This window comes from Bradyrhizobium sp. SZCCT0231 (assembly GCF_018130245.1).
Classification (GTDB): domain Bacteria; phylum Pseudomonadota; class Alphaproteobacteria; order Rhizobiales; family Xanthobacteraceae; genus Bradyrhizobium; species Bradyrhizobium japonicum_F.
Genome location: NZ_JAFCKP010000020.1, coordinates 33,842 through 59,019, shown reverse-complemented (window position 1 = coordinate 59,019; position 25,178 = coordinate 33,842). Strand labels below are relative to the sequence as shown.

The 25,178-nt window shown below is 64.8% G+C and carries 29 protein-coding genes; 11 read left to right on the top strand and 18 right to left on the bottom strand.

Translation table 11 applies throughout. The features are described from left to right. Nucleotides 1–203: 203 nt before the first annotated feature. The 5 genes from JQ566_RS30500 to JQ566_RS30480 all read left to right on the top strand — a co-directional run bounded on the left by JQ566_RS30500 (nt 204) and on the right by JQ566_RS30480 (nt 2,895). Complete coding sequence (locus JQ566_RS30500; RefSeq protein ID WP_212379271.1) at nt 204–602, top strand: lanmodulin LanM; 399 nt, start codon at nt 204–206, stop codon at nt 600–602. Between the two features lie 144 nt (nt 603–746). After that, nucleotides 747–1,085 carry a hypothetical protein gene (locus JQ566_RS30495; protein ID WP_249139896.1) on the top strand — a complete coding sequence of 113 codons (339 nt, stop codon included), beginning with the start codon at nt 747–749 and terminating at the stop codon, nt 1,083–1,085. A 218-nt stretch (nt 1,086–1,303) separates the two neighbouring features. Then, complete coding sequence (gene pqqA, locus JQ566_RS30490; protein ID WP_008562446.1) at nt 1,304–1,384, top strand: pyrroloquinoline quinone precursor peptide PqqA; 81 nt, start codon at nt 1,304–1,306, stop codon at nt 1,382–1,384. Between the two features lie 261 nt (nt 1,385–1,645). Next, nucleotides 1,646–2,515 carry a hypothetical protein gene (locus JQ566_RS30485; protein WP_212379268.1) on the top strand — a complete coding sequence of 290 codons (870 nt, stop codon included), beginning with the start codon at nt 1,646–1,648 and terminating at the stop codon, nt 2,513–2,515. 170 nt (nt 2,516–2,685) lie between these two features. Further along, entirely contained in the window at nt 2,686–2,895 is a 210-nt protein-coding gene (locus JQ566_RS30480) for a hypothetical protein (protein WP_018642677.1), read from the top strand. Between the two features lie 28 nt (nt 2,896–2,923). Here JQ566_RS30480 and JQ566_RS30475 read toward each other — a convergent pair whose 3' ends face one another. The 5 genes from JQ566_RS30475 to JQ566_RS30455 all read right to left on the bottom strand — a co-directional run bounded on the left by JQ566_RS30475 (nt 2,924) and on the right by JQ566_RS30455 (nt 6,710). Beyond that, nucleotides 2,924–3,271: a hypothetical protein gene (locus JQ566_RS30475; protein WP_212379266.1), complete on the bottom strand. Its 348-nt coding sequence runs from the start codon at nt 3,269–3,271 to the stop codon at nt 2,924–2,926. A gap of 25 nt (nt 3,272–3,296) precedes the next feature. After that, a complete protein-coding gene (locus tag JQ566_RS30470) occupies nt 3,297–4,106 on the bottom strand; it encodes a pentapeptide repeat-containing protein (RefSeq protein WP_212379329.1) in 810 nt (269 codons plus the stop codon). Nucleotides 4,107–4,254: 148 nt separating this feature from the next. Continuing rightward, nucleotides 4,255–4,983: an ABC transporter ATP-binding protein gene (locus JQ566_RS30465; protein WP_212379264.1), complete on the bottom strand. Its 729-nt coding sequence runs from the start codon at nt 4,981–4,983 to the stop codon at nt 4,255–4,257. After that, entirely contained in the window at nt 4,973–5,710 is a 738-nt protein-coding gene (locus tag JQ566_RS30460) for an ABC transporter permease (protein ID WP_212379262.1), read from the bottom strand. Before JQ566_RS30460 ends, JQ566_RS30465 begins: the two co-directional genes overlap by 11 nt. Nucleotide 5,711: 1 nt before the next feature. Further along, entirely contained in the window at nt 5,712–6,710 is a 999-nt protein-coding gene (locus JQ566_RS30455) for an ABC transporter substrate-binding protein (RefSeq protein WP_212379260.1), read from the bottom strand. A gap of 87 nt (nt 6,711–6,797) precedes the next feature. Here JQ566_RS30455 and JQ566_RS30450 point away from each other — a divergent pair, with 87 nt between their 5' ends. Continuing rightward, nucleotides 6,798–7,157, top strand: a complete 360-nt coding sequence (locus JQ566_RS30450; RefSeq protein WP_212379258.1) for a hypothetical protein — start codon at nt 6,798–6,800, stop codon at nt 7,155–7,157. Nucleotides 7,158–7,287: 130 nt separating this feature from the next. Here the strand turns inward: JQ566_RS30450 and JQ566_RS30445 are convergent, their stop codons facing one another. After that, the gene (locus tag JQ566_RS30445; RefSeq protein WP_212379256.1) at nt 7,288–8,106 is read right to left on the bottom strand and encodes a quinoprotein dehydrogenase-associated SoxYZ-like carrier; all 819 of its coding nucleotides are present in this window, start codon (nt 8,104–8,106) and stop codon (nt 7,288–7,290) included. Between the two features lie 57 nt (nt 8,107–8,163). Beyond that, the gene (locus JQ566_RS30440) at nt 8,164–9,087 is read right to left on the bottom strand and encodes a quinoprotein relay system zinc metallohydrolase 2 (RefSeq protein ID WP_212379254.1); all 924 of its coding nucleotides are present in this window, start codon (nt 9,085–9,087) and stop codon (nt 8,164–8,166) included. 127 nt (nt 9,088–9,214) lie between these two features. Here JQ566_RS30440 and JQ566_RS30435 point away from each other — a divergent pair, with 127 nt between their 5' ends. Further along, nucleotides 9,215–10,099 carry a substrate-binding domain-containing protein gene (locus JQ566_RS30435; protein WP_212379252.1) on the top strand — a complete coding sequence of 295 codons (885 nt, stop codon included), beginning with the start codon at nt 9,215–9,217 and terminating at the stop codon, nt 10,097–10,099. Beyond that, entirely contained in the window at nt 10,096–10,653 is a 558-nt protein-coding gene (locus JQ566_RS30430; protein WP_212379251.1) for a PQQ-dependent catabolism-associated CXXCW motif protein, read from the top strand. The genes JQ566_RS30435 and JQ566_RS30430 overlap by 4 nt, the downstream gene beginning before the upstream one ends. Nucleotides 10,654–10,708: 55 nt before the next feature. On the opposite strand, the gene JQ566_RS30425 is transcribed toward JQ566_RS30430, so the two are convergent. The 6 genes from JQ566_RS30425 to JQ566_RS30400 all read right to left on the bottom strand — a co-directional run bounded on the left by JQ566_RS30425 (nt 10,709) and on the right by JQ566_RS30400 (nt 15,549). Beyond that, nucleotides 10,709–11,014: a copper-binding protein gene (locus tag JQ566_RS30425; RefSeq protein WP_212379249.1), complete on the bottom strand. Its 306-nt coding sequence runs from the start codon at nt 11,012–11,014 to the stop codon at nt 10,709–10,711. A 123-nt stretch (nt 11,015–11,137) separates the two neighbouring features. Further along, entirely contained in the window at nt 11,138–11,746 is a 609-nt protein-coding gene (locus JQ566_RS30420) for a hypothetical protein (protein ID WP_212379247.1), read from the bottom strand. Continuing rightward, a complete protein-coding gene (locus JQ566_RS30415) occupies nt 11,743–12,591 on the bottom strand; it encodes an ABC transporter permease (protein WP_212379245.1) in 849 nt (282 codons plus the stop codon). The genes JQ566_RS30420 and JQ566_RS30415 overlap by 4 nt, the downstream gene beginning before the upstream one ends. After that, nucleotides 12,588–13,394 carry an ABC transporter ATP-binding protein gene (locus JQ566_RS30410; RefSeq protein ID WP_212379243.1) on the bottom strand — a complete coding sequence of 269 codons (807 nt, stop codon included), beginning with the start codon at nt 13,392–13,394 and terminating at the stop codon, nt 12,588–12,590. Before JQ566_RS30410 ends, JQ566_RS30415 begins: the two co-directional genes overlap by 4 nt. Then, a complete protein-coding gene (locus JQ566_RS30405; protein WP_212379327.1) occupies nt 13,391–14,359 on the bottom strand; it encodes a YVTN family beta-propeller repeat protein in 969 nt (322 codons plus the stop codon). The genes JQ566_RS30410 and JQ566_RS30405 overlap by 4 nt, the downstream gene beginning before the upstream one ends. Before the next feature lie 8 nt (nt 14,360–14,367). Further along, the gene (locus tag JQ566_RS30400) at nt 14,368–15,549 is read right to left on the bottom strand and encodes an ABC transporter substrate-binding protein (protein WP_212379241.1); all 1,182 of its coding nucleotides are present in this window, start codon (nt 15,547–15,549) and stop codon (nt 14,368–14,370) included. A 60-nt stretch (nt 15,550–15,609) separates the two neighbouring features. Here JQ566_RS30400 and JQ566_RS30395 point away from each other — a divergent pair, with 60 nt between their 5' ends. Beyond that, nucleotides 15,610–16,179 (top strand): DUF3280 domain-containing protein, encoded by a 570-nt coding sequence (locus tag JQ566_RS30395; RefSeq protein WP_212379239.1) that lies wholly within the window; start codon nt 15,610–15,612, stop codon nt 16,177–16,179. A gap of 34 nt (nt 16,180–16,213) precedes the next feature. Here the strand turns inward: JQ566_RS30395 and fghA are convergent, their stop codons facing one another. After that, nucleotides 16,214–17,059: an S-formylglutathione hydrolase gene (gene fghA, locus JQ566_RS30390; protein ID WP_212379237.1), complete on the bottom strand. Its 846-nt coding sequence runs from the start codon at nt 17,057–17,059 to the stop codon at nt 16,214–16,216. 73 nt (nt 17,060–17,132) lie between these two features. Beyond that, nucleotides 17,133–17,753: a response regulator gene (locus JQ566_RS30385; RefSeq protein ID WP_008562541.1), complete on the bottom strand. Its 621-nt coding sequence runs from the start codon at nt 17,751–17,753 to the stop codon at nt 17,133–17,135. 208 nt (nt 17,754–17,961) lie between these two features. Here JQ566_RS30385 and JQ566_RS30380 point away from each other — a divergent pair, with 208 nt between their 5' ends. Continuing rightward, entirely contained in the window at nt 17,962–19,320 is a 1,359-nt protein-coding gene (locus tag JQ566_RS30380) for a histidine kinase (RefSeq protein WP_212379236.1), read from the top strand. Nucleotides 19,321–19,483: 163 nt separating this feature from the next. Further along, on the top strand, nt 19,484–21,943 hold the full coding sequence (locus JQ566_RS30375; RefSeq protein WP_212379234.1) for a TonB-dependent receptor: 2,460 nt from the start codon (nt 19,484–19,486) through the stop codon (nt 21,941–21,943). A gap of 23 nt (nt 21,944–21,966) precedes the next feature. On the opposite strand, the gene JQ566_RS30370 is transcribed toward JQ566_RS30375, so the two are convergent. The 3 genes from JQ566_RS30370 to JQ566_RS30360 form a co-directional block, all read right to left on the bottom strand. Next, nucleotides 21,967–23,742, bottom strand: coding sequence for a S8 family serine peptidase (locus JQ566_RS30370; protein ID WP_212379232.1), 1,776 nt, complete (start codon nt 23,740–23,742; stop codon nt 21,967–21,969). 24 nt (nt 23,743–23,766) lie between these two features. After that, entirely contained in the window at nt 23,767–24,222 is a 456-nt protein-coding gene (locus JQ566_RS30365; protein WP_212379230.1) for a hypothetical protein, read from the bottom strand. A gap of 80 nt (nt 24,223–24,302) precedes the next feature. After that, the gene (locus JQ566_RS30360; protein ID WP_212379228.1) at nt 24,303–25,055 is read right to left on the bottom strand and encodes a hypothetical protein; all 753 of its coding nucleotides are present in this window, start codon (nt 25,053–25,055) and stop codon (nt 24,303–24,305) included. Nucleotides 25,056–25,178 lie beyond the last annotated feature (123 nt).

Sequence of the window (25,178 nt, the reverse complement as noted above, 5' to 3'; positions counted from 1 at the left end):
ACGCCAAGTTGTGCGGAGACGCTGAGAAAATTCCGCAGCACGAAGCACGAAGCAAGTCTCGGGTGCAGGTCGCCGGGCGCCCGGCCGGGTTCCGGGGCTGTGGCGCGCGCAAGTTGCAATTCCGGGCTTGAACCGAGGTCCGCTTGTGGAGTTATGTCGTCTCTGTCCCCCGCCGATCCGGGTTCTTCGTCAGGGAGGTCTTGATGATTTCGCGTCGTTCAATTGCCCTTGCCCTTGCGCTTACGATTGCATTGTCAGCCGGGCCGGCGTGGTCGGCGTCCGGCAATGCGGTCAAGTTGTTCGACACCGACAATGACGGCACGCTCGATCTTGCCGAGGTGAAGAAGGCGGCCGCCGCTTTGTTCGCAAAGCTCGATCCCGATCATGACGGCACGCTCGATGCGCGCGAATTGCGTGGACGGTTGACCGCGAAAGAACTCGCCGCCGCCGATCCTGACCGCGACGGGACCCTTACGCTCGACGAATATCTGTCCGTGGTCGAGCAGCGCTTCAACGCCGCGAATCCCGACAAGGACGGAACGCTGGATGCGAAGGAGCTGAACTCGCGTGCCGGCCGCGCGCTCGTGCGATTGTTGCGGTGAGCGCCGCAATCGGAACAGGCATGACGAGCGCAACGTTTGCGATCGTTCCGGCCTGACGCTCGGGAACATCGGGCTGCTCGACCTGTTTTCTCCGCATGTCCTGCCTGGCGCCGGGGCTGCGCGGCGGGAGAAGAGGAGATGCAGATGAACATGAAACGTTCCGTTCTTGCTGCCTGCGCGATCCTGACATTGAGCGCCGGCGTTGCCCTCGCCGGTCCGTGCAACACCGGCAGCGCCAGCACCGACAAGACCGACAAGGATGCTGGTTCTGGTCCGGTTACCGTGGGCTCCGCGCAATCGCACTCGTCCAGTTCAGCGAGCGATACCAGTCAGCATCCGCCGACCAGCACGATGAATCGTGCAAGCGGCGAAACGCCGACTTCGTCCGAGGATGCGCAGCGGCAAATGCAGAGTGAGCCGACGGCGGCTCAGCGCGCCGAAGGCGCCAAGCCGAATGCTGAAATGGCCGACAAGGGCTGCTGACGGCGCCGTTGTCGATTCGACGCGCGGTGCGTTGCACAAGGTCGTGTCTCGCTGGTCGTGTTTGACCAAGAGGGAACTGGCTTTGTCCGAGAGAGAAATGCAGCCGCGAAGAATCGACACAGACGCGCTCGGCAGTCGAATCGAGGCTTGAACTGCACCTGACGCAGCCCTAGGTTTTGCGCCGCGCGATGTCGCGCTCAATACCTTGGGAGACCCGAATGGCTTGGAAAGCTCCGAAGATCGTGGAAGTGCCGGTCGGCATGGAAATCAACATGTACGCCTGCGCTTCGCGCAAGTAGGACCGACGACCTGCCGCGGCTTCGATGGCGGACGCCGTCGCAGCCGTGGCAGTGTCGGATCTCGGCAATTCGGATCTCGGCAATGTCGGATATCGGCCTGGCCTCATTGTGCTCGGTGATTTGCGATTGACGCGAAGCCGCATGTGCAGGCTTCGATCCCACCCCATCAAAATCTCGACCATGCTCTGCGGCTCTGTGTTACGCTGATGCCCGGTCAGCGCTGCTGCCGCATCAGAGCGGCGCGCGCCTTTGGGGCACGGGATGGGCGGCAGAGCCTGTAAGTTCTGGGCGGTGATTGGGTGCGCGATCGCGCTGGTGCCGGCACGCACCAGCGCCGAGGAAGGCTTTGATACCGAGCATATCTTCGGCTTCATGATCGGCACCGATGTCGGCAATGTCGGCGAGCGCGAATTCCAGACCGAGACGACAGGACGCTTCGGCAAAGGCGGGGTGGCCTATCGCGCCCTCGAGCACGAGGTCGAGATCGAGGTGGTGCCGCTGCCGAATTTTCGTATCGAGGTCGGCGGCATCGCCAGCCTGCACGACATCACCGGCGTCCCTGATATCGACGACCGCCGCCAGTTCAACTTCCAGGGCGCCTCGCTCGACCTGCGCTATCGCCTGCTCGACCGCGAGCGCGCGCCGTTCGGCTTCACCATCGCTGCCGAACTGCACGGCGACCGCATCGACGAGACCAGCGGCGCGAAAGGGCGGATGTATGGCACCGAGTTCACGCTGGCCTTTGACCGCGAACTCATCCCGAACTTCGCCATCGGTGCCCTCAACCTGATCTATCAACCGGAATGGGCGCGCTTCGAGATTGGAGGGGTATCCGAGAAGAGCTCCACGATCGGTGCGGCGTTTGCCGGCTTGGTGCGCGTCCGGCCCAATGTGCTCCTCGGCGGCGAGATGCGCTATTTCCGGCAGTATGAAGGCATCGGTCTCGGTGAGTTCACAGGCCAGGCCCTGTTCGTCGGGCCGACGGCCTATTTCCAGCTCTCCGAGCGCTCCCGGCTGACCATGAGCTGGAGCATGCAGGCCTGGGGTCGGCCGGCTGGCTCAGGCGGCAATCTCGACCTCGTCAATTTCGAACGGCATCAGGCGCGACTGGTGTTCGGCGTTAACTTCTAGCTTGAGACTGTCTCCGCAACGGCAGTGCACTCTCTCCCACAAGGGGAGAAGGGGAAGAGAAGTGTAGATCGCCAGTTTCCCCATGCTCACGCCCGTTTGAAACTTCCCCCCTCGTTGGGACGTAGCCCTATGTGTTAATCTCTCATTGCCCCTTGCGAGAGGATCCCGACATGAACCCGATTGACCTGGTGGTGACTGTGTGTGCGGTGCTCTCGCCTGCGACCTGCGAGGAGCAGCATCTGGTGTTCAACTATTCCGGGTCGCCCCGCCAGTGCGTCATGGCCGCGCCGCCCTATATCGCGCAATGGGTCGGCGAGCATCCGAAGTGGCAGGCAGTGCGGTGGCGTTGCGAATATCCGCACCCGAACGACAAGGCGTAAGAATCCATTCCAAGAATCTATTTAAAGTCTACTTCGTGCATTCCTTCAGATCCTTGTCGGCAATCGAGAACACCGCATCCGCCTTGATCTCGATATCGCGGACGATGCACTGCCGCGCATTGGGATAGCTGACCTTGGCATCGTAGCGGCCCGGCTCGACGCCGGTGATGCGGAGCCGCTCGTCGTGGTCGACCTCCTTGTCCTTGTCATTCAAGCACTGGTTCGGACCCCAGTCGGACTTGCCGGCCGGCGCGAGCTGGAAGCCGGAGATCGTCTCCGTCGTCAGATTCCACAGCCGGATGCCCTTGCCCTTGGTCTGCGCGGCGGCTTCGCCGGCAAGCGTCAGCAACGCGATCAAAGCAAGAACCCCACGCATCAGCCAGTCCTCCCAAAGGGCGCCGTCATTCCCTGATCAGGCGCTCGCGGCTCTTTGCCTTGTCGAAATTCTTGGCGCGGTCAAGGCCGTTCGGTGCGATCAGCTTCGCCGAGACGAGATCGGCGCCGTCAAAATCGGTGTCGATGACGATGGCGCCGGTCAGATCGGCGCCGCCGAGTTGGGCATTTTTCAGTGATGCACCGCTCAGATCGGCGCCCCTGAGGACTGCGAATTCGAGGTCGACGCGCGACAAATCGGCGTTGCGCGCGTTCAGCCGTTCCAGATTGGCGGATCTCAGCACCGCGCGCATCAGCCCCATCGACTGGTTGCGCATGTCGGCGCCAAGATGCGCGTCCGCGATCGAGGCGCCGACCAGGCTTGCGCCGGTGAGGTCGGCAGCGATGCGCGCTCCCGACAGGTTCGCGCCGTCGAGACGCGCGCGGGCCATTTGCGAGGCGAACAGATTGGCGCCCTTCAGGCTTGCGCCGGTAAGATCCGCATCCAGCAGCCACGCTTGATCGAGGATCGCACCGTCAAGCCTGGCGTCTCGAAGTATTGTCTTGTTGAGCCGCGCGGCGCGGAGAACCGCGTTGGACAGGTCCAGCCCCGAGAGATCGAGACCCGACAGGCGCTTGCCGGTGAAATCGGCTGGCTGCGCGGCGCTAGCTTTGGCCAGCACGGCCTCGACCTCCGGCCTCGTCATTTCGGCCGAGACCATCGCGGGGGAGGTGAGGTCGACGCCACGCATCATGTCCTGCGCGCCGGCCGTCATCGCAACGAGTGCGAGGCTAAGCGCTGCAAGACCAAGTGTTGCGAAGGCGACCGTTCGCGTCATCATCAGCTCCGCCGCCGGCCTAAAGCATGATCCGGAAAAGTGCGAAGCGGTTTTCCGGAAGATCATGCGCAAACAACAACCTAAAGCGCGATGACGATTCATCCAAATCTCATCGCGCTTTAGTCTAGCACGTCCGCCAGGCGACCGGCTATGAGACATCTCGCTCAGTGCGGTCGCCTTGAGTTCGTTGGGCGAGGCCGGCCTTGATCGCCGCAATCTCGGCTTCGCCGCGTATGTCGCGCGGGATGCCGATAGGCACCTCGGCCACGATCCGCGCCGGCCGCGGCGACAGGAAGAACAGCCGGTCGCCCAGGCGCACTGCATCGTCCAGGCTGTGTGTCACCAAAAGCGTCATCACCGGCCGGCTCGCGACGAGCGTTGCAATCTCATCGCGCAGGCGTCCGGCGAGGGCGTCATCGAGCGATGCCAGCGGTTCGTCGAGCACCAGAATATCCGGCTCGACGGCAAAGGCGCGGGCGAGCGCCACGCGCCGGGCCAACCCGAGCGAGAGCTCACCGGGATAGTGGTCGCGATGCGCTTCCAGCTCCAGGATTTTGAACAGCTCGGCGAGCTTGGCATCAGCGACATCGGGCGCAGCCAGCCGCACATTCTGCTCGACCGAGCGCCACGGCAGCAGCCGCGGCTCCTGGAACACCATGCCGATCCGCGCCTCCGGCGGCCGCGCGATGCGGCCTGCAAAGTCGTGGTCCAATCCCAGGATGATGCGCAGCATCGTGCTCTTGCCGCAGCCGGACGGGCCGATCAGCACGCCGACCTCGCCGGATTGAAGCGCGAATTTGACCGGCGCCAGCACCTCGTGCGTCCCGCCCGCGGCACTCCTGAAGGTCTTGCCTGTGATCTCGACCTCAAGCCGCACGGGGCCGCCACCTGTTTGCGCGGGCTTCGAACGGCTGCACCAGCACGGTTTCGATGACGAGCACGACGGCGGCGAAGGTCAGCGAATAGGCCAGCAGCCGCGGCGTGTCGAACAGCTGGAAGGCGACGCCGATCTCGAAGCCGACGCCGTTCGGCCGTCCGAGCAGCTCGGCGACCAGCACGATCTTCCACACCAGCGACAGTCCGGAGCGCGCGGAGGCTGCGATATAGGGCGCCAGCTGCGGCAGCACGACGTGGCGGAACGCGCGCCAGCGCGGCATCGCGAACACGCTCGCCATCTCGTCGAGCGAACGGTCGAGCGCGCGCGTGCCCTCGCGCAAGGTCACGATGGCGGTCGGCAGCTTGTTGATGGCGATCGCGGCGATCGCGGCGGCTTCAGTGAGCCCGGCCCAGATATAGGCGAGCACGATCACGACCAGCGCCGGCAAATTGAGCAGCAGGATCAGCCAGGGATCGCCGAGCCGGTCGGCGAGCTTCACCCGGCCCATGAGGTAGCCGATCGCGCTGCCGAGCGACATCGCCAAGGTGAAGGCGAGCGCGACGCGAGCCAGCGTCGCCCCGAGATGCAGGAACAGCGCGCCGGAAGAGGCTTCCGCGATCATGACCTGAAGCACGGACGGCGGGGAGGGCAGCTTCGCGCCGCCGACGAGGAGCGCGGCAATCCACCAGATCGCGAGGAACAGGGCGAACGAGAGCAGACGCAGCACCTCAGTCTCCGGGGACTGCGTGATAGAAGGTGCCGGGATCGAGCTCGGCTGCGGGGCCGACGAGGTCGCGGCCGCCGATCTCGGCCAGCACGCGGTAGAGCACGCGTGCATCCTTCTCCTCGTCGTCGATGCTCCGGCGCGGAATGCCGTCGCGGTAGCGGTCGCGGTAGGTCTTGAGCACGGCCGGGTCGGTGGCGCCGGTGAGCGGCGCGACCTTGTCCCAGGCCGCGTCCGAAGTCGCCAGCAGCTCCTTGGCCTTGCGGGTCATCGCGATGAAGCGCGCCACGGCGTCGCGATGGCTCGCGGCCCAGTTCTCGTCGAAGACGTAGCCGACGGCGGAGACGGCACCCTTCGCACCCAGCTTCGGCAAAATGTCCTCGATCCCGGTGAGGCGTCTAAAGCCCTTGGCTTCGAGCTGGGCGCAGAAATTCCAGAAATTGAGGCTCGCATCCATCTCGCCGTCGAGCGCCTTGGCGGCGATCAGGGGCGGCGCGCCATAGACGATGGTTGCTTCCGATTTCAGGTCGATGCCGTCCTGTTTCATCCGCGCCTGCAGCAGCAGCCAGCTCTTGTCGATCGCCCCGCCGGCGACGGCGAGCTTGCGCCCCTTCAGGTCCGCGAGCGTCTTGATTGGCGAATTGGCCGGCACCATCACCCCGCCAAGTGCACTGGAATAGGGATAGAAGGTGAGCTTGGCGCCCAGCGCACGCTCGCGCGACACCCACAGCCAGTCCGACAGGATGACGTCGGCGCTGCCGGCGCGCATCGCGATCTTGCCGGCCTCGGTGCTCGCGAGCTCGGTGACCTCCAGCGACAGGCCGGCCTCCTTGTCGAGGCCGGCGCTGCGGATTGCGGCCAGCTCCCACGAGAATGTTCCGGTTTTCTGCACCGCAAGGCGGATCGCATCCGCGGCGCGGCCGGGTGCGACCACCGTCAGCGCCAGCGTCGTCGCGAGCGCCAATGTTCGGCCAAATGCCGTTATCACACCGAGTGCTCTCATCGCCTTGTGAGCCGTTTCCTCTGACGGAGTGCTTTTCAGGACAATACGCATAGCATAGCCTTGCTCGCAACCAGCGGGAGGACGCGCATGAATCTGGCCGGACGGCTACGACCGATTGTCGCCGCATTGGCGGTGCTGGCTGCGACCGCGTGCGTGGCGTGGGCCGAGGAGGCCAATGACTATCCGACCTCAGCGCGCGCGGAATATGTCTATGGGTGCATGAAGGCCAACGGAGAGACACGGGCTGCAATCGAGCAATGTTCCTGCTCGATCGACGTGGTGGCTTCGATCATGCCCTACGCGCGCTATGTTACCGCCGAGACCGCGCTCAGCATGTCTCAGGTCCGCGGCAATCTCGGTGTCCAGTTCCGTACCTCGGAGCAGGCGAACTCGGCGGTAAATGATTTGCGCCGCGCGCAGGCGGAAGCCGAGGTGAGGTGCTTCTAAATTGCGCCGCGGTGTCTCACCCTGCCCTGGAGGGGGAGGGTCGATCGCGCGTAGCGCGAGCGGGGTGGGGTGATCTCTCCACTCGGGCGCTGTTGGATGGGGAGAGACCGTCACCCCACCCCGTCTTGCCTCACGTCCCCGGCTTCTCCACGTCCCATTCATTCCGGAACACGTGCCCATCCGTGTCCTTCGCCTCGGCGCGGAAGCGCTTGGCCCCGTTGGAGACATAGGTGAAGCGCAGGTTGGGATCTTCCGAGATCGAGATGCCGCCTTCCATCGTCAGCACCGGACTGTCGTCCTGCGTCAGCTTGAGCTGGTTGATGAAGTAGGCGGGGATATAGAGCTGCGTGACCTGATCCATCTGCAGCCCGGAATTGTTGGGATGCCCGATCATGATCTGCGCCTCGCGCACGCGACTTGCCGGCGCCTCCTCGCGTGCGAACTGCCGGTAGCGCATCTGGCCGAGCCGATTCCTGGCTTCCTCGACATTCTTTGCTGCCGGCGCCGAGCAGCCGCCGGAGGCCTTCACATAGACTTTCGAGACATAGAGCTGGCCGTCGCTGAGCTCGGCCACCGCATGCACGTCGGTGTAATTGTTGACGCGCACGCGCGTCGAGATCTCCGTGACATTGGCGTCCGGCCCGAGCTCGAACTTCGCCGCCATCGGCGCGGGATTGCGGTCGATCACCAGCGTGATCGAGCGGATGCGCCTGCTGTCGCCGGGCGACAGCTTGCTGCGCAAGGTGACCGGCACGATCGCCGCATCCTCGGCCCGATACGGCATCTCGATGCCGATGACGGCACTGCCGTCGTTCATCGGACGGTTGCTGAAGATGTCCTGCACCAGGCCCGGCCAGGGATCGTAGGCCTCTTCAGCCTGCACCGGCGTCGCGAAAGCGAGGCCGAGCAGGAGGGCGGTGAGAGTGAGGCGGCGTGTGCATCCCGTCATGGGTCATGGTCCCCGGAGTCAGCGAAGCTGATCTCCTGCCACAGCCTAGCGCGCCCGCTACTCCCATTCAATTTCCGAGAATGCTGCGGTTGCGTTGCGGGCGTTGTAGTCGTCGAACAGCTGCCAATGCGGCCGTTCCGACGCGGCGGCCTTGTCTGCGGCGGCGCGGATCGGCTCGCCGCTCTTGTTCAGCGTGCGAACGTCCGACAGTAGCGTTGACAGGTAGCGCCGTTCATCGGTCAATGCGGCAGGCCAGTCGCTCACGGGGCCGTGACCGGGAACGACCCGCAGCGCCGGGATCGCCTCAAGCCCTTTCAATGTGTCGAGCCAGCCGCGGATGCTGCCGTCCATGACTGGAATGTGGCGGAGAAAGACGAGGTCGCCTGCGAACAGGGTTTTGGTGGTCTCGTCGAATACGGTCAGATCGTTGTCGCTGTGCCCGGCCGGCCACGCCCGCAAGGTCAGGCGGCGTGAGCCAAGGTCGAGCGTCAGTGTGTCCGTCACGAGCAGGGAGGGCGGCACGATCTTCACGGGATTGATCAGCTCGCCGCCCATGATGCGCCTGAAGTTGTCGAGATAGAATGGCCCGCGGCTCACCAGCGCCTGCGGCAGCTTGCCGTGGCCGACGAAGCTGGTTCCCTCGGCCACGAACGCGGCATTGCCGAAGACATGGTCGGGATGGCCGTGGGTGTTGATGACGTAGCGGATTGGCTTGGGCGTCCGGGCCCTCACAGCCGCCAGCAGCGCCTCGCCCTCGCGAAAGCTGCCGCCGGTGTCGATCACGGCCACGGCCTCATCGCCGACGATGAAGCCGACATTGGCGATGTCGCCCTCGTTCTCGCGGGTCATCAGGGCGATGGTCCCGGAGTGTACGAAGATTCCCGGCGCGACTTCGCTCACAGGCAATTCGGCCGCCCCGGCGCGTGCTAGCGTCGCGAGTCCCAGGGACAAGGCTGCGATCACGAGAGCGATGCGAGACACTTTTCCGCCTCAGTTCAAAGGGTTTGTCTCATTGCACTGCAACAAAGCAAAGCCAGCACAAAGTTGGCATACATGGCGCGTCATGCGTTGCATGGATAACATTCAACCAAAACGAGGAGGAAGCGCGATGATGCAGGCCGGACGACATCGTCGCTGGTTGTTTTCACTATGGGTCGCGGTCGCATCCTGTACGTTCGGCGATGTCGCCGCCGCGCAGATCAACGAGACCGGCGATCTCTCGTTCGAGCTGGTCGACCCGAAGGTGCTGCGCGTCTGCGCCGACCCGCGCAATCTGCCGTTCTCCAACGAGAAGGGCGAGGGGTTCGAGAACAAGCTCGCCGAATTCCTGGCGGACAAGCTGCAGAAGAAGCTCGACTACGTTTTTTTCCCGCAGGCCACCGGTTTCGTGCGGATGACGCTGGGTGCGCATCGCTGCGACGTCATCATGGGCTTCCCGCAAGGCGACGATCTCGTGCAGGGCACCAATCCCTATTACCGCACGACGTATGCGCTGGTCGCGAAGACCGGCAGCGGGCTCGAGGATGTCGACACGCTCGAGGATCCGAAGTTGAAGGGTAAGCATATCGGCATCGTCGCCGGCACGCCGCCGGCGACCAACATGGCGTTGGCCGGCCTGATGGGCGATGCCAAGCCCTATCCGCTGATGATCGACACGCGCTTCGACAATTCGGCACAGGCGATGATCGATGACCTCACCGCCGGAAAGATCGACGCCGGCGTGCTGTGGGGACCGATGGCCGGCCACTATGCGAAGAAGGCCGGCTCTTCGCTCCACGTCACGCCGCTGGTGAAAGAAACGACCGGGCCGAAGCTGGTCTATCGCATCGGCATGGGCGTGAGGCCCGCCGACCAGAACTGGAAGCGGCAGCTCAACAGGTTGATCCAGGAGAACCAGGGCGAGATCAACAAGATCCTGCTCGATTTCGGTGTGCCGCTGCTGGACGAGAGCAACCGGCCGCTCGGCGCGGAGACGGCCAAGAAGACGCCATGACACGGCCTCTTGCTGCTGTGATCGTCGCTGCCCTGCTCGTGGTACCGGCGTGGGCGCAGCAGCAGGAGCCGTTCGAGCCCGAGGGCTATCGCACCGACAATTATCGCGCGCCGGTGCCGGCGACGCTCACCGGCGCGCGCGTGCTCACGACCGAGCAGGCAGGGGCGATTTGGCGCGCGAACAGCGGTGCCTTCGTCGACGTGATGCCGCGTCCGCCGAAACCGAAGAACCTACCTGCAGGCACGGTGTGGCGCGACGCGCCGCGCAGGAACATTCCGGGCAGCATCTGGCTGCCGGACTCAGGCTACGGCATGCTGCCACCGGCGATGGACGATTATCTCCAGCGCGGCCTTGCGCAGGCATCGCGCGGCGACAAGGCCGCGCTGCTGGTGATCTATTGTGTGGCCGATTGCTGGATGTCCTGGAACGCCGCCAAACGTGCATTGGCGTACGGCTACTCCAATGTCGCCTGGTATCCGGACGGCACCGACGGTTGGGAGGGAGCAAAACTTCCGACCGAGGAAGCGCAGCCGGAGCCGCGCCCGGACCAGTAACGATTGGGCGTAGGTGCTCTGCCTGTCCCCGCAAGCGGGAGAGGCAAAGACAGTGCTACGGCTTCTGCTTCTGCAACTTCGTCAATGTGCCCGTGCCGTTGGTCTCGGTCGCAGAATAGCTCACCCTGTCGCCGGCATGGACGGCCTCCAGCATCGCGGCATCTTTCGCCTTGTACTCCTGGAGCGCGCCGGCGCTGCCTGCGCTGGCGCCGACCGTACCCTTCTGCGTCTGCTGGATCGAGATCGTGCCGTTGAGCCGATCGATCCGCGTGATCATCCCGGTCATATCGTCAGCAAGGGCGCTGGTTGCGAGCATGCTGAGGGCTGCAGCGCCCGCGAAGATGAATCTTTTTGTTCCCATCGAGGCCTCCCGACGTCTGGAGTTCACTTCGACAAGCCATCCTAGATCGATTTGGTTCCGGCAGATGGCGCTGCGAATGAGTTAACGATTCCCACGGCGATCGCGGGAACCCATCGCGCGCCGCTATTCCATTTCCTGCTGGATCACGCGCCCAAGCGCGAACAGGCGCTGGTCGATGGTGGTTGGAACCTCGCAGACGAATCGCACCACTTTGTGGCGGTCCTCGAAGATGCGGGTCTTCCAGATCAGCTCGTTGCTGAGCGCCTCGACCCTGGCTTCGTCGCGCGGAGTCGCGCCTTGCAGGGCGTGGAGCTGAAGCGTTTCCTCGCGAATCTTGTCGGCGGCCTCGCGCTGCTTCCGGCTGACGCGTTCGAGCCCGTTCATGACCTGCGAGCGTTGAGCATTGAGCGTGTCGAACAGACCGGCAAATAGCAGCTTCGCATTCGCCGTCTTGTCGGAACCGGAGGCGGCCAGAAACTCCTTCACCGATTTCTCGGCCTTATCGAGCGGCGTCTTGCGTGCCGACAATTTTGCGACCAGCGCGCTGATCCTGGCGTCGTCCTTCCACTTGTTCTGGACGTCGTCGAGCGGCGGACCAGCCCAGACGGCGGCCAGCGAGATCTCCGGCACCTTGGCCTGGGTGCAGGGCCAGTCCGGATAGCGTGGATCGGCCGCGCGCGCGGCCGTGCCGGACAGCGCGATTGCCATGGCAGCCAAATGCCAAACCTTCATCCTTCGCCTCCCGCAGGCCCGCGTCGCGCCAGCCCGCGCGAGGGATCATAGGCCAAAATCGCGCCGATCATGAACACGATTGTGCAGATCGCAACCACCGCCAGCGAGATCCAGTTGATCTGGCCATAGAGCGCGAAGCGGATCAGCTCGACCGCATGGGTGAACGGATTGGCCTCGCAGAGATAGTAGAGATAGGGGCTGCCCTCCTGCACCCGCCAGAGCGGGTAGAGCGCCGATGAGGCAAAGAACATCGGGAAGATCACGAAGTTCATGACGCCGGCGAAGTTTTCCAGCTGCTTGATGCCGGAGGAGATCAGCATGCCGAGCGAGCCCAGCATCAGCCCGGACAGGATCAGCGCCGGCAGCACGGTGAGATAGCCCGATGGCGGCGGGGTGATGTCCCAGAACCAGGCGATCAGGAGGAACGCATAGACCTGGAGCAGCGACACCGCGGTGCCCGCGAGCAGCTTGCAGAACAACAGGAACCCGCGCGGCAGCGGGCTCACCAGCAGCGTGCGCATATTGCCCATCTCGCGGTCATAGACCATCGAGAGCGAGGACTGCATGCCGTTGAAGAGCTGGATCATCGCCATCAAGCCGGGCGCGATATAGACCTCGTAGAGGATGTAGGTCTCATAAGGCGGGATGATGGAGATGCCGAGCACCTGGCGGAAGCCGGCGGCGAAGATGAACAGCCACACCAGCGGCCGTACCAGCGCCGAGACGAAGCGCTCGCGCTGATGCAGGAAGCGCAGGCCCTCGCGCCAGACGATGCCGGTGAGGCAGGTCAGGTACTCCTGGGCCGAGAAGCCGCGCGGCGCATCGCGCGTGGTGATGCTGCTCATGCGCCGCCTCCCGGCATGGTTTGCGCGCCGGTCAGACGCATGAAGGCGGTGTTGACGTCCTGCGCACCGGCCTCCGCGACGACGCGGGTCATCGGCCCCAACGCCAGCACCTTGCCCTGGTGCAGCACGACGAGATCGTCACCGGCCATGATCTCGTCGAACAGGTGCGTCGCCCAGAGCACCCCGATGCCTTGCTCGGTGACGAGCTGGCGGACGTGGCTGATGATGTCGGCGCGCGCCTTGACATCCAGCCCGACGGTCGGCTCGTCCAGCAGCAGCAGGCGCGGCCGGTGCAGCAGCGCGCGGGCGATCTCCAGCCGCCGCATCTGGCCGCCGGAGAGATCGCGCACCTTGCTGCCGGCGCGCTCAGTGAGCCCGATGCGGCCGAGCAGCTCCGCGCTGCGTGCGGCGGCCTCGCGGCGGCCGATGCCGTGCAGCGCGGCGTGATAGAGCAGGTTCTGCGTCAGCGACAGATCGAGATCGAGCGTGCGCGGCTGGAATACGACCCCGAGCAGCCGCAGCGCCTCGCCGGGGCTCTTGCTGACGTCATGGCCGAAGATGGAGACTCGGCCGGACTGGATACCGAACAGGCGCGTGATCAGCGAAAACAGCGTGCTCTTGCCGGCGCCGTTGAGGCCGAGCAACGCAGTGAAGCTCGCCGGCTGCACGCTGAAGGAGACGTCGGTCAGCGCCCGTCGCGCGCCGTAGGCATGGCTGACGCCGTCGATCGACAGCGCCGGCACCGCGGCCGCTTCCGGCCTCGGCGTTTCATGCGGTTCGGCGATCGGGGCAGGGGTGGTCATGGTGCGATCGTGACGCCCCAGGGCAGTTCGCCCACCTGAATGGTCTTGATCACCTTTTGCGCGGCGACGTCAATGACGGACACGTCGTTCGACACGCCATTGGTGGTGAGCAGGTACTTTTCGTCCGGCGTGAAGGCCATGTGCCAGACGCGCTGTCCGACCAGCAGGTATTTTGTCACCTTGCGGGTGGCGACGTCGACCACGGCGATGCGATTGGCGGGGCCGAGCGCGATGAAGGCGGTCTTGTCGTCCCTGGTCATGCCGATGCCGACCGGCTGGATCGCCTCTTTCCGCAGGCCCGGGATTTCGAACGTGACCTTGCCGATCACCTCGTGCTTCCTGGGATCGATGATCGAGACCGTGCCTCCGATCTCCGAGGACACCCATACCTCCGAAGAGTCGTGCTTGAACTCGGCAAAGCGCGGGCGTGCATCGACCAGCACGTTGGCGACGATCTGGCGCGACGAGGTGTCGATGAAATGCGCCATGTTGGTGGTCTCGGACGTGTTGATCAGCGTCTTGCCGTCCGGGCTGATGGTCATGCCCTCGGGCTCGACGCCGACCTGGATGTCGCCGAGGCGGGCGCGCTTCTCGAGGTCGATCACGGTCACCGTGTTGTCGTTCTCGTTGGCGACGTAGAGGATCTTGCCGGCGGCATCCTGTGCGAACAGCTCGGGGTCGGGGCCGGAGGGCAGGCTGTCCACCACGGTTTGCGTCTTGGCATCGATCACCTGGATCGTGTCGTCGTCGCCGACCGCGACCATCACGAACTTGCCGTCGCGGGTGAAATCGATGCCGCGCGGACGCTGGCCGACCCTGATGGTTTTCGTCACGGTCCAGCTGTCGGTATCGATCACCGAGACCGTGTTGCTTTTCTCGTTCGAGACATAGGCGATGAAGGCGTGCGCGGGTGCTGCCGCCAGCGTCAATACGGAGAAAAGCCCCACACGCCACATGCGCAACATCTGCGTCCTCATTTCAACTTGCATTTGCTCTCCGGACGATCGTAGCCGAGCGTGTCGAGCTCGGAGACCTGGTGCAGAAATCCCTCCTGCGGCGACACCGAAATCACCATGCGGCCGTCGACCAGCAGGATGGGCTGGCGCAGCTGGAGATTCCAGTCGCGCAAGGTCAGCCGCGTGCCCTTGAAGGCGGCGACCGAGAAATCCGGGCCCTCGATGAAGTCGGTGACCTTCCTGACGTCGCCGGAGTTGGTGCGCGAGGTGGCTTCCCCAATCATGCGAACCGCGGTCCAGGCCTGCATGTCGAGCGCGGTCATGCGCCGTGAATTCAGCTTGAAGAAGCGGTTCTGCATCTGGATCGCGCCCCACTGGTCCTGCGCCGCGTCCCAGCTGCGCGGCACGAGGCCGGCCGAGCCCGCGACCGGGCGCGGATCCCAGGTGCGATAAGGCAAATAGCCGCCGAATACCTCGCTCTCGTCGGCGACGACCAGCACGTCATAGGCGGGTGCCTGCTGCGTGAAGACAGGCATCTGGCGCTGGATCAGCGTCACGCCGCTGTCGGTACGGCGCGCGCCGCCCTTGTCCTCGAACGTGCGCTCCTGCACGATCTTGGCGCCGAACCGCGTAGCGGTGCGCCGGAGGGCATCGGCGAACAGCTTGTCCTCGTCGTGTGAGCCGACCACCAGAAGCCAGCGCGACCACTTCTTCCACACCAGGTATTGGCCGAGCGCATCGGCCAGCATCGCCCGCGTCGGCGCGGTGTGGATGACGTTGGCACGGCAATCGGCCTCGCGCAGCCGCTCGTCGATCGCTCCGGCGTTGAACAGCAGCGTGCCGCGCTCGCGCAGGGCGTCGGCGACCTTCAAGAGCGCATCGGCCGGCAGGTCGGCGATGATGAAGCCGTTCTTCTCGGCGAGCGCGGTTGCGGCCTGCGCCACGTCCTCGCCTTCCTTGATGCGGCGCTCCTCCAGCGAAAACCGCTGGCCCGTGAATTTTCCGGTGGTGTTGTTGTCCTCGATGGCGAGGCGGGCGCCGGCGACGCCGTCATTCTCCGCGGGCTGCTCGACCAGCGACAGCGTCGATCGGGTAGCAGCGACGCCGAGATAGCCGACGCCGATCAGGGCAGGCTCGGCCGCGAGCGCGCTCGTCGCGGCAAGACCAAAGCCGATCAGGCCGGCCAACCATCGGATCATGTTTCCTCCAGACGATCTCCCCGGCTTGACCGCCGGTGAAGAATTGTCTCTGCTTCAAGCATGACCAATTTGTCAGGGCATGCAACCCCGCATTTCGTCCTTGCGCGCGCGAGGCCGGGAATCACGCTCATGCGAGCATTGATATGTCTTGCGGCTTTGCTGGTGACGGGGTCGGGCGCGCTCGCCGATCCGCCCAAGCTCGCGGTGTTCGATTTCGAGCTGATCGACACCAGCCTGCCCGGCGAGTTCTACGGCTCCAAGCCGGAAGAGGCGCGGCTGGAGCGCATCAGCGAGCAGCTGCGCAAGGAATTGGCGGAGTCGGGCCGGTTCCAGGTGCTGGACATCGCGCCGGTCAGGGACGCCGCCCGTCACGCCAATTTGCAGGCCTGCGGCGGCTGTGATCTCAAGCTCGCCGGGCAGCTCGGCGCCGATTTGGAGATCACTGGGCTCGTGCAAAAGGTCTCGAACCTGATCATCAATCTCAACATCTATCTGCGCGACGTGAAGACCGGCAACATGATCGCCGCCGCCAGCGCCGACATGCGCGGCAACACGGATGAATCCTGGTCACGAACGATGAGATACCTCATCCGCAACCGTCTGCTGGCGCCGAACTACGGCAAGCCGTGATAGGGGCTCTTCACCCTTCCCTGGAGGGGGAGGATCACGCCGTCAACCTTGCCGCGTGCCAGTGCAGATGATCGCTCATGAAGGTCGAGATGAAATAATAGCTGTGGTCGTAGCCCGCCTGCCGCCGCATCGTCAGCGGGATGCCCGCCTTGGTGCAGGCGGCTTCGAGCAGCTCCGGCTTGAGCTGTTCCTTCAGGAAATTGTCGGCCTCGCCGACGTCGACCAGGAAGCCGGAGAATTTTGCGCCGTCCTCGATTAGCGCCACCGTGTCGTGGTTGCGCCAGGCATCCTTGTTCGGCCCGAGATAGCCGGTCAGCGCCTTGATGCCCCAGGGCACGAGCGAGGGCGCCACGATCGGTGCAAACGCACTGGCCGCGCGAAAACGGTGCGGATTGCGCAGCGCCACGGTCAGCGCACCGTGGCCGCCCATCGAGTGTCCCATCACCGATTGCCGCTTGGCATCGACCGGAAAATTCTCCGCCACGAGCTTGGGCAACTCGTCCGTGACATAGCTCCACATGCGATAGTTGCGCGCGAACGGCTCTTGCGTGGCATCGACATAGAAACCGGCGCCGAGACCAAAATCATAGGCGTTGTTGGCGTCGCCTGGCACGTCGGGCCCGCGCGGCGAGGTGTCGGGCGCGACGAAGATCAGGCCGAGCTCGGCGCAGGCCTTGCGGAATTCGCCCTTCTCGGTGACGTTGGCATGCGTGCAGGTGAGGCCGGAGAGGTACCAGACCACGGGCAGCCTGGCGCCGTCCGCATGCGGCGGAACATAGACCGAGAACACCATGTCGGTTCCGGTCGCCTGGCTCGCATGGCGATACACGCCCTGCACGCCGCCGTAGGATTTATTGGTCGAGACAGTCTGAATCGTCATGCCCAAAGCTCCAGTGGCTTCTAACCACATCAACATTGCAACGCTTGTGTGACCGAATTCGTGGCGGCGCGTGTCAGGCGACGCCGCTGTCGATCGCCAGCCGGACCAGCTCGACCGAGGTCTTCACACCGAGCTTCTGTCGCATGATCGAGGAGGTGTTGGCCACCGTCTTGTAAGACGACTGCACCAGCCAGGCGATCTCCGACAGGCTCTTGCCGGCGCTGAGCAGCCGCAGGATTTCCATCTCGCGAGCGTTCAGCTTCGACAGCGGGCTTTGCGCCAGCGCAGGTCCCGCAAAGGCGATGCTGCGCGCGATCGCGGTCGGAAGGTAAGTCCCGCCGCCTCCGACGGCGCGGATCGCCTCGACGAGGTCGTCGGGGTCGCCCGTCTTGGAGACGTAGCCCTTGGCGCCGCATTCGATCGCGCGCGCGGCGAAAGCCGGGTCGTCGTTCATGCTGAACATGATGATGCGGGCCTCGGGCGCGCGCTCGAGGATGCGGCGCGCGAGCTCGAAGCCGGAGACGGTCGGCAGGTTGATGTCGATGATGCAGAGGTCGGGGCGCTCAACGATGAAGACGCATTCGCCGTCTTCGGCGTCGGCGGCCTCCAAAATCTCGATCTCGCCCTCGTCGGCCAACACGGCACGGCAGCCGGAGGCGACGATGGGATGATCGTCGACGATCAGAATGCGCATAGGCGTTCCCCGCGACAGCCCGTTCCCCCTGATAGCACTTGCCTGTTCTGCGCCGCATGAGGCTGCCAGGCAAGACGCGTGTGTCTCATGTGGCCTCATGCAACCCGGCCGGGATTGCTGTACGCTTCCGATTAGATATCGGGCGCTTCGTCTCTGTCAACGTCATCGGACAGGCGCGGGCATCCTTCGCGAGGCACAGGCGATACCAATGTGGCAAAATTTATCCTTGCGCGGACGCATCAACCTCCTGTTGGCGCTGCTACTGGCGCTCGGGCTTGCCGTCAATATCGGCCGGCAGGTCGCGGAAGCCGGGCCGCGCGTGCAGGCCGAGGACCAGAGCGTGATCCGCCTTGCCCGAGAGTTCATCGAGATGATCGTGGCGGACCTGAACGAGGCGCCCGATCCGGACGCGCGGCTGAACCAGATCGCCCGCGATCTCAGCCGCCTGCGCCATGTCAGCATCACGCTTCGGGACGCCGGAGGCCATCCGCTGACGCCGCCCCGGCTTGACGCCGACGCCGACACGCGCGGCCCGCCGGCCTGGTTCGTCGGCCTGGTTCATCCCGAACAGACCGCGGTCAACGTGCCGGTCTCGATCCGCGGCAAGCCCGGCTCACTCGTAATCACCTCGCATCCCGACGACGAGATCGCCGAGATCTGGGACGGCATCGTGACCCAGCTCGAGGTCGGCTCGGTGATCGCGCTCGCGCTGTTTCTCTTGATGATGAATGTGGTCGGCCGGGCGCTGGCACCGCTCCAGTCGCTGGCGGAGGCAATGGGGAAGCTCGAAGGCGGATATTACGATGCCCGTGTTGTGCCGGGCGGCGCGCCGGAACTCGCCGCGATCTGTACCAAGCTCAACCACCTTGCCGCGACGCTCCATGAGGCGGTCGAGGACAAGCGGCGTCTTGCCGAGCGTGCGGTGTCGCTTCAGGACATCGAGCGCAAGGAGATCGCGCGCGAGCTCCATGACGAGTTCGGGCCTTATTTGTTCTCGCTGCGCGCGCATGCGAGCGCGCTGGCGAAGCAGGCGGACGGACGCGACCCGAATGCGGATGCCGTGCGAAAACATGGCAGCGCCATGCTGGAGCAGATCAATGCACTGCAGCAGTTCAATCGCCGCGTGCTGGAGCGCCTTCGGCCCGTGGGCCTTGCCGAGCTCGGCCTGCGCCAGGCGCTCGAATCCCTGTCGCGGCTGTGGCGGGAGTCGCATCCCGACGTCGCGATCGAGACCGTGATCTCGCCGGCGCTGGGCGCAACCGGCGAGACCGCCGATCTCACCATTTATCGTATCGTGCAGGAGGCGCTCACCAATGTCTTCCGCCACGCCGGCGCGACTTCGGTCAATGTCGTCATCGAGCCGGTGGAGCAGGCAGCGGGCGATGGCCGCGGCTGCGCCCGGGTGCGGGTCAGCGACAATGGCCGCGGCATGGAGCCGGGCCAGAAGCTCGGCTTCGGCCTCGTCGGGATGCGCGAGCGGATCCTGGCGCTGGGCGGCACGCTCAATGTTGTCTCCGGCGATGCCGGCTTGACCGTGGAGGCGCTGATTCCGACAGCGGCCGCCTGACCGCGCCCGAGGCGATCGGGAAAAATTCCCGATTTGGTCGGGAAAACGGGAGTCGATAGGACCCGACCTTTTGTGGCTGGCGCGCGAACGGCCCCCGATTACACTCCTCTCGACCAAACGGCGAAAATCAAAACGGCCGGTGGTGACGGATGGGAAGGCAGGGATGGGCAAGCGTCTTCGGTTCAAGCGTCGTTTGTTGATGGCCTCAGTTTCGACCGGGCTGGTTTTCGCGAGCCCCGCCGAGGCCGCGCAGGATGAAGAGACCAACGTTCAGAATCTGCCGCCGGTCGAGGTGGCCGCACCGCCGCCATCGGCGGCGAGGCGCATCGCGCCGGCGCGCCCGGTCGCGCGCGTGGGGGCGCCGTCGTCCGCCAGCCCCAGGACACGCATGTACGTCTATCCGACCTCGCCGGGCACGGGCAGGGGTCTCGACGTCGACAAGGTCCCGTCGGCGATCAATGCCGTCGATGCCAACCAGATCAGGCGCACGGGCTCGCTGAACGTCACCGACGCCCTGCGCGACAACATCGCCGGCGTCAATATCAGCGAGGTCACCGGCAATCCGTTCACACCTGATGTCGAGTTCCGCGGCTTTGTTGCCTCCCCCGTCACCGGCACGCCGCAGGGGCTTGCGGTGTATCAGAACGGCGTCCGCATCAACGAGGCATTCTCGGACGCCGTCAATTGGGACCTGATCCCCACTGCCGCGATCAGGTCGGTGACGCTGGTGACCAACAACCCGGCCTTCGGCCTCAACGCGCTGGGCGGCGCGATCAACGTGCAAATGAAGGACGGCTTCACCTATCAGGGCGCGGAGCTCGACGTGATGGGCGGCTCGTTCGGCCGCATCCAGGGCTCGGCGCAATGGGGCAAGCAGGTCGACAGGAATTACGCCGTCTACGGCGCGCTCGAAGGCCTGCACGACAACGGCTTCCGCAATTTCTCCCAATCGGACGTGCGGCGCTTCTACGGCGATGTCGGCTACAAGGCCGGCGACAGCGAATTCCACGCCAATATGGGCGTGGCCAAGAACGATTTCGGCGCCAGCGCCACCGTTCCGGCCGAGCTCCTCGACAAATATTGGGGCGCCACTTACACCACGCCGCAGACCACCTCCAATCGCGTCGGCTATCTCAATCTGACCGGCAAGGTCGACGCGACGCCGACCTGGACGCTCGAAGGCGCCGCCCATGTGCGCAGGTTCGAGCAGAAGATCGTCGACGGCAATCCGACGGACGTGCAGGAGTGCGTCGATCCGGCGCTGCTGTGTTTCGACGATGATACCACGCCTGCCAACGGCTTGAACGGCATGCAGCTTGCCAACCCGTTTGCTCCGGGAACGATCCTCGGCGAAATCGATCGGGGCTCGATACGTTCGACCAGCTTCGGCGTTTCGGGGCAGGCCACCAACACCGATCAGCTGTTCGGGCACGACAACCGCTTCGTCATGGGCGCCACCTACGACGCCAGTGTCACGCGTTACAACGCGACCGCCGAGATCGGCTCGATGGGAGAGAACTACGTCGTCAGCGGTAGCGGTGTTTTCCTGGGGGCGACTCCCACGGCAGATCCCGTTGCCGGCCCCGTCTCGTTGCGGACCGTCAATCAATATAACGGCCTCTACGCGATGGACACGTTCAACGTCACGGACGCCTTCGCCATCACCGGTGGCGGCCGCTTCAACGCGGCGCGGATCACGCTCGAAGACCAGCTCGGGACTGCGCTGAACGGCGATCACACCTATACCCGCTTCAATCCGATGATCGGCGGCACCTACAGGATCACGCCGGGATTGACCGCCTATGCCGGCTATTCCGAGGCCAACCGCGTGCCGACGCCGCTCGAGCTCGGCTGCGCCGATCCCGCCAGGCCCTGTCTCATCGCGGCCTTCCTGGTCGCGGATCCGCCGTTGAAGCAGGTCGTCTCCAAGACCGTGGAGGCCGGTTTTCGCGGCACCAAGGAGCTGAACATCGGCACGCTCGGCTGGAAGGTCGGCGGCTTCCGCGCCACCAACTATGACGACATCGTAGCGGTGCCCGTTGTCGGGCGGACCGGCTTTGGCTATTTCACCAATGTCGGCAGGACGCGGCGGCAGGGGCTGGAAGCGGAGGTCAACATCAAGTCCCCCACGCTACAGTTCCAGGCGAGCTACGCCTTCGTCGACGCACGCTACCTTGACCCGCTCGAGCTCGGCTCCGAGAGCCCGTTTGCCGATCCGGCGACCGACACCATCCAGGTCAGGCCCGGCAACCAGATCCCCGCGATCCCGCGCCACCGCGTCAAGGTCGGCGTCGATTACGCCGTGACCGACGTCTGGAAGGTCGGCGGCAACGCGCTGTTCGTCTCCAGCCAATATCTCGTCGGCGACGAGTCGAATCAGTTCGCGAAGCTGCCGTCCTATACGGTGTTCAATCTCCACACCTCCTACCAGGTGACGAAGAACATCCAGCTCTACGGCCGCGTCGACAACGTGTTCGACAAGCGCTACGCGACCTACGGCCAGTTCTTCGACCGCGAGGCCCTGCCGAACTTCACCAATGGCGGCGCCGAGTTCACCGACCCGCGCTCGCTCAGCCCGGCAAGGCCGCGCGCGTTCTATGCCGGCATGCGGGTGACGTTCTAGGACTGCGGGTCCCTCATCCTCCTCTAAGGTCCTTCCGCTAGACCTGCGAGCGCCATCGCTGCTCTGAGTTCATGCACCGTCGCTGTTCCCGCGCCGGCGGCCTGGAGCGCGAGAGGGGCCGGATTCAGCGGAAGCCGCGTCACGTTGGCCGGGCCGCGCGGCGGCTCGAACATCGTCGACTGGATTGCGCCGAATGGAATCCGATCGAGCTGCCGAATGGCGCGGCGCATCTCGCGCAATCCCGCATTCAGCGGCATGGCAAGGGGGCGCTGATCGGACCAGACGCCGAGCGCGCGGGCTGCATCCGGCAACCCGGCTCCGGTCTGCCATGGATGGCCGATGGGTTGCGCCGTATCCTTCAGAATTTGAAAGAGACGTTCGACCCGGTGGGCATCCTTGGCGATGAAGCTGCCCTTGAAGTCGCCGTGATCGGCGAGGATCAACGCCGCAAGCGCGGCAACGTGAGCCGCTGCGAGCGAGGTGCCGTCGCAGACGGCGTAGCCGTCCGGCGACTGGCAGGTCATGATCGCGACGCCGGGCGCGCACAGGTCGAGTTCGGACCCGCGGCAGGAAAACGGCGGTACGAACAACCCGCCCGCCGCCGCAGTCGCGGCTGCGGCCTGCGCCGCCTGCGGACTGTCGTCCGGGAAGCTTCCCATCCGTCCGACCGCGCCGACGGCCATGACATGCGGCGAACAGGCCGGAAACAATACGCCCTGTCCGGAGTTGCCGGCGGCGGCAATGATGCTGACGCCCTGCTGCTTGGCCATGGCCATGTGCTGCTCGACCAGTGCGGAGCCGCGCTCGCAACCGACCCCGACGCAGGCCACGTCGATGCCGTTTTGCAGGCAATCATCGAGCGCCGCGATCAGGTCGCTGCAACGGGCATCGAGGGGAAGCTTGTAAACATGCAGTTCGCTCTCCGGGGCGTAGCCGCGGATACCGTGATCTGCCCGCGCAGCCGCATTGATGATGCCTGCGCAAGGCGTGCCGTGGCCAGTGATATCCCTTGACCACGAGCGATCCTCGCCACTTCGGGCATCGATACCGTGCTTGATGCCTGCCAATTGCCTGTGGCTGGTCGCCACGCCGCTATCGATGAGCGCGATCTTGACGTCGGCTCCACGGCAGTGGTCGGGAATCTGATCGAAGCGCATCGCCTCGCCGCCCCAATCCAGTCGGCCAGGTAGCGGCAACGGTCTCAGGGTGAGGGTGTTCACCGCATTGGCCTCGATATTGGGCTGCTGTTGCCACAAGCCCCAATGGCCGGAGCACGCGCTGACGAAAATGGCGGCGATTGTTTCCGGCACTTCGTCCCGCAGCGTCAGATCGACGTTGCCATCACGGTCCGTCTGCCCTTGAGCTGACGCCTGCTCGCCGATGAGCCGCACATTTGCCTGTTCCACAGGCGCGCCTGTCTCGCTGACAATCCGGATCGTCACCTTCAAGTCCGGCCCGAGTGCGGTCATCGGCGCAGCCGCCGGGATGAAAGCAGCGCCCGGGCCGGCAAAGGACGCAGCTCGCAGATGGCTGTCCGGCTCGATGATCAAGCTGCCGGCCGTGGAGCGGCGCAACGCGGCCGCGGCTTCGTCAGGCATGCGCACGATCGCAATGGGCGGGCCACTGACGCCGCGCTGGTCATGGGTCCACAGGATGTTGCCGAACTGGCTCAGTTGTTCGGCCAGTGTCTGTGCGCTGATGCCGGGACCCGCCGGCGCGATCATGTATTGGGTGTTGCGCACGGGTTTGCTTCGATTGCCGATCGAGGTCGGTCGCGCATCATCTGGACTTGCTGCCATGGCGTCGCCTCCGTTGATTTGATTTCAGTGGATGGAAGATTGAGTGCGATCAATCGAAGCCTGTCGCGGCAATGGAACGCGGGGATCGGCTGCGCGGGCGGCTTCGATCGCGCGATAGGCGAAATAGATCAGGTTGAAGGCCTGCGCAAAATCCCGCTCGGTAAACTTGTTGGCCGCCTGGGTGACGATCGCGACGCAGTTTTCCAGGCCCGCATGCTGTGCCGCGTTGGCCTCGAGATAGGCGGAGAGCGAACGCAGCGTTTCTGCAATCATGTCTCCGATCATGTTTTCCGCAGCCTGATAATCGAGCACCGGGTTCGGCATCGGGAAGCTGCCGGGCGCGGTTCGGAACGGCTGCTCGAACCCGTGCGATTGCAGGCGCAAGAGCAGCGGCATCAAATTGCCAAGCAGGCCGACGAGCTGCTGAATGTCTGAGGAGTGGCGCTGTGACGATGCGGCGGAGGGATTGGAATCCGACATGAGGGTTCTCCTTCGGAGGAAGCATGCGCAACGGCGGGCGCGACCGCCGCTTTTGGCGGCGGTCGCGCCTTACCGCGCGGTCAGATCATCCGCTGCTGGCCATAGGCCTGAAGATTACCGATGACCTGGGGAATGACGCCGATCAGCTGGCGGGTGATGTCGGCGACATCCTGCTGCGTCAGTTGTCGCTGCTGGCCGAAGCCCGTCGCACCGCCGAATGCCGCCTGGAACTGCGGCGCGCCGAACTGCGTACCCCACATCTGCGCTGGCTGAGCCTGCGTGGGATAGCCGAGACCGAATTGACCGAGGCCTCCGAATTGACCCTGGCCGGGACCGCCGTGCATGGCCGAATGCTGCATTTGCGGCTGGCCCTGCAACATTCCCACGATCTGCGGCACCATGGGCAGGATCTGCCGCACGACCTCGCTCACGTCTTGCGGACTTAGCTGGCGCGGCGCCTGGCCGTAAGCCGCATAGCCCATTCCCGCGAATGGGTTTTGGGCTTGCGCGAGAATTTGGGGCAGCGCCGGTACCAATTGCCGCACGACCTCATTCACATCCTGCGGCGACAGCTGGCGCTGTTGTCCGCCCCACTGCTGACCCCAGCCCGTTTGCCCGCCCCAGCCGGGGCCATATCCAAACGCGCCGAAGGTCGGCTGACCGCCGAACTGTCCGTATTGCTGTCCATAGGCCGCCTGGCCCAATCCAAGGCCTCCTCCAAACTGTTGGCCGCCTTGCGAACCGAATGCTGCTGTTCCCCATTGTTGCGGACCGAACTGTCCGAATGGCGAACCATGCGCGAGGTTCTGTTGCAGGGTGTCATAATACGTCATCGCTTGGCCTCCTTGCGATGGTGGTGCCCTCAGCCCACAATCCTGCGAAGGCGGTTCGCGTGCGCGACCGCTTCGGCGGTAACAGCTTTTTCGGCGGTAACAGCTTTCCGTCACGCCGGTGCG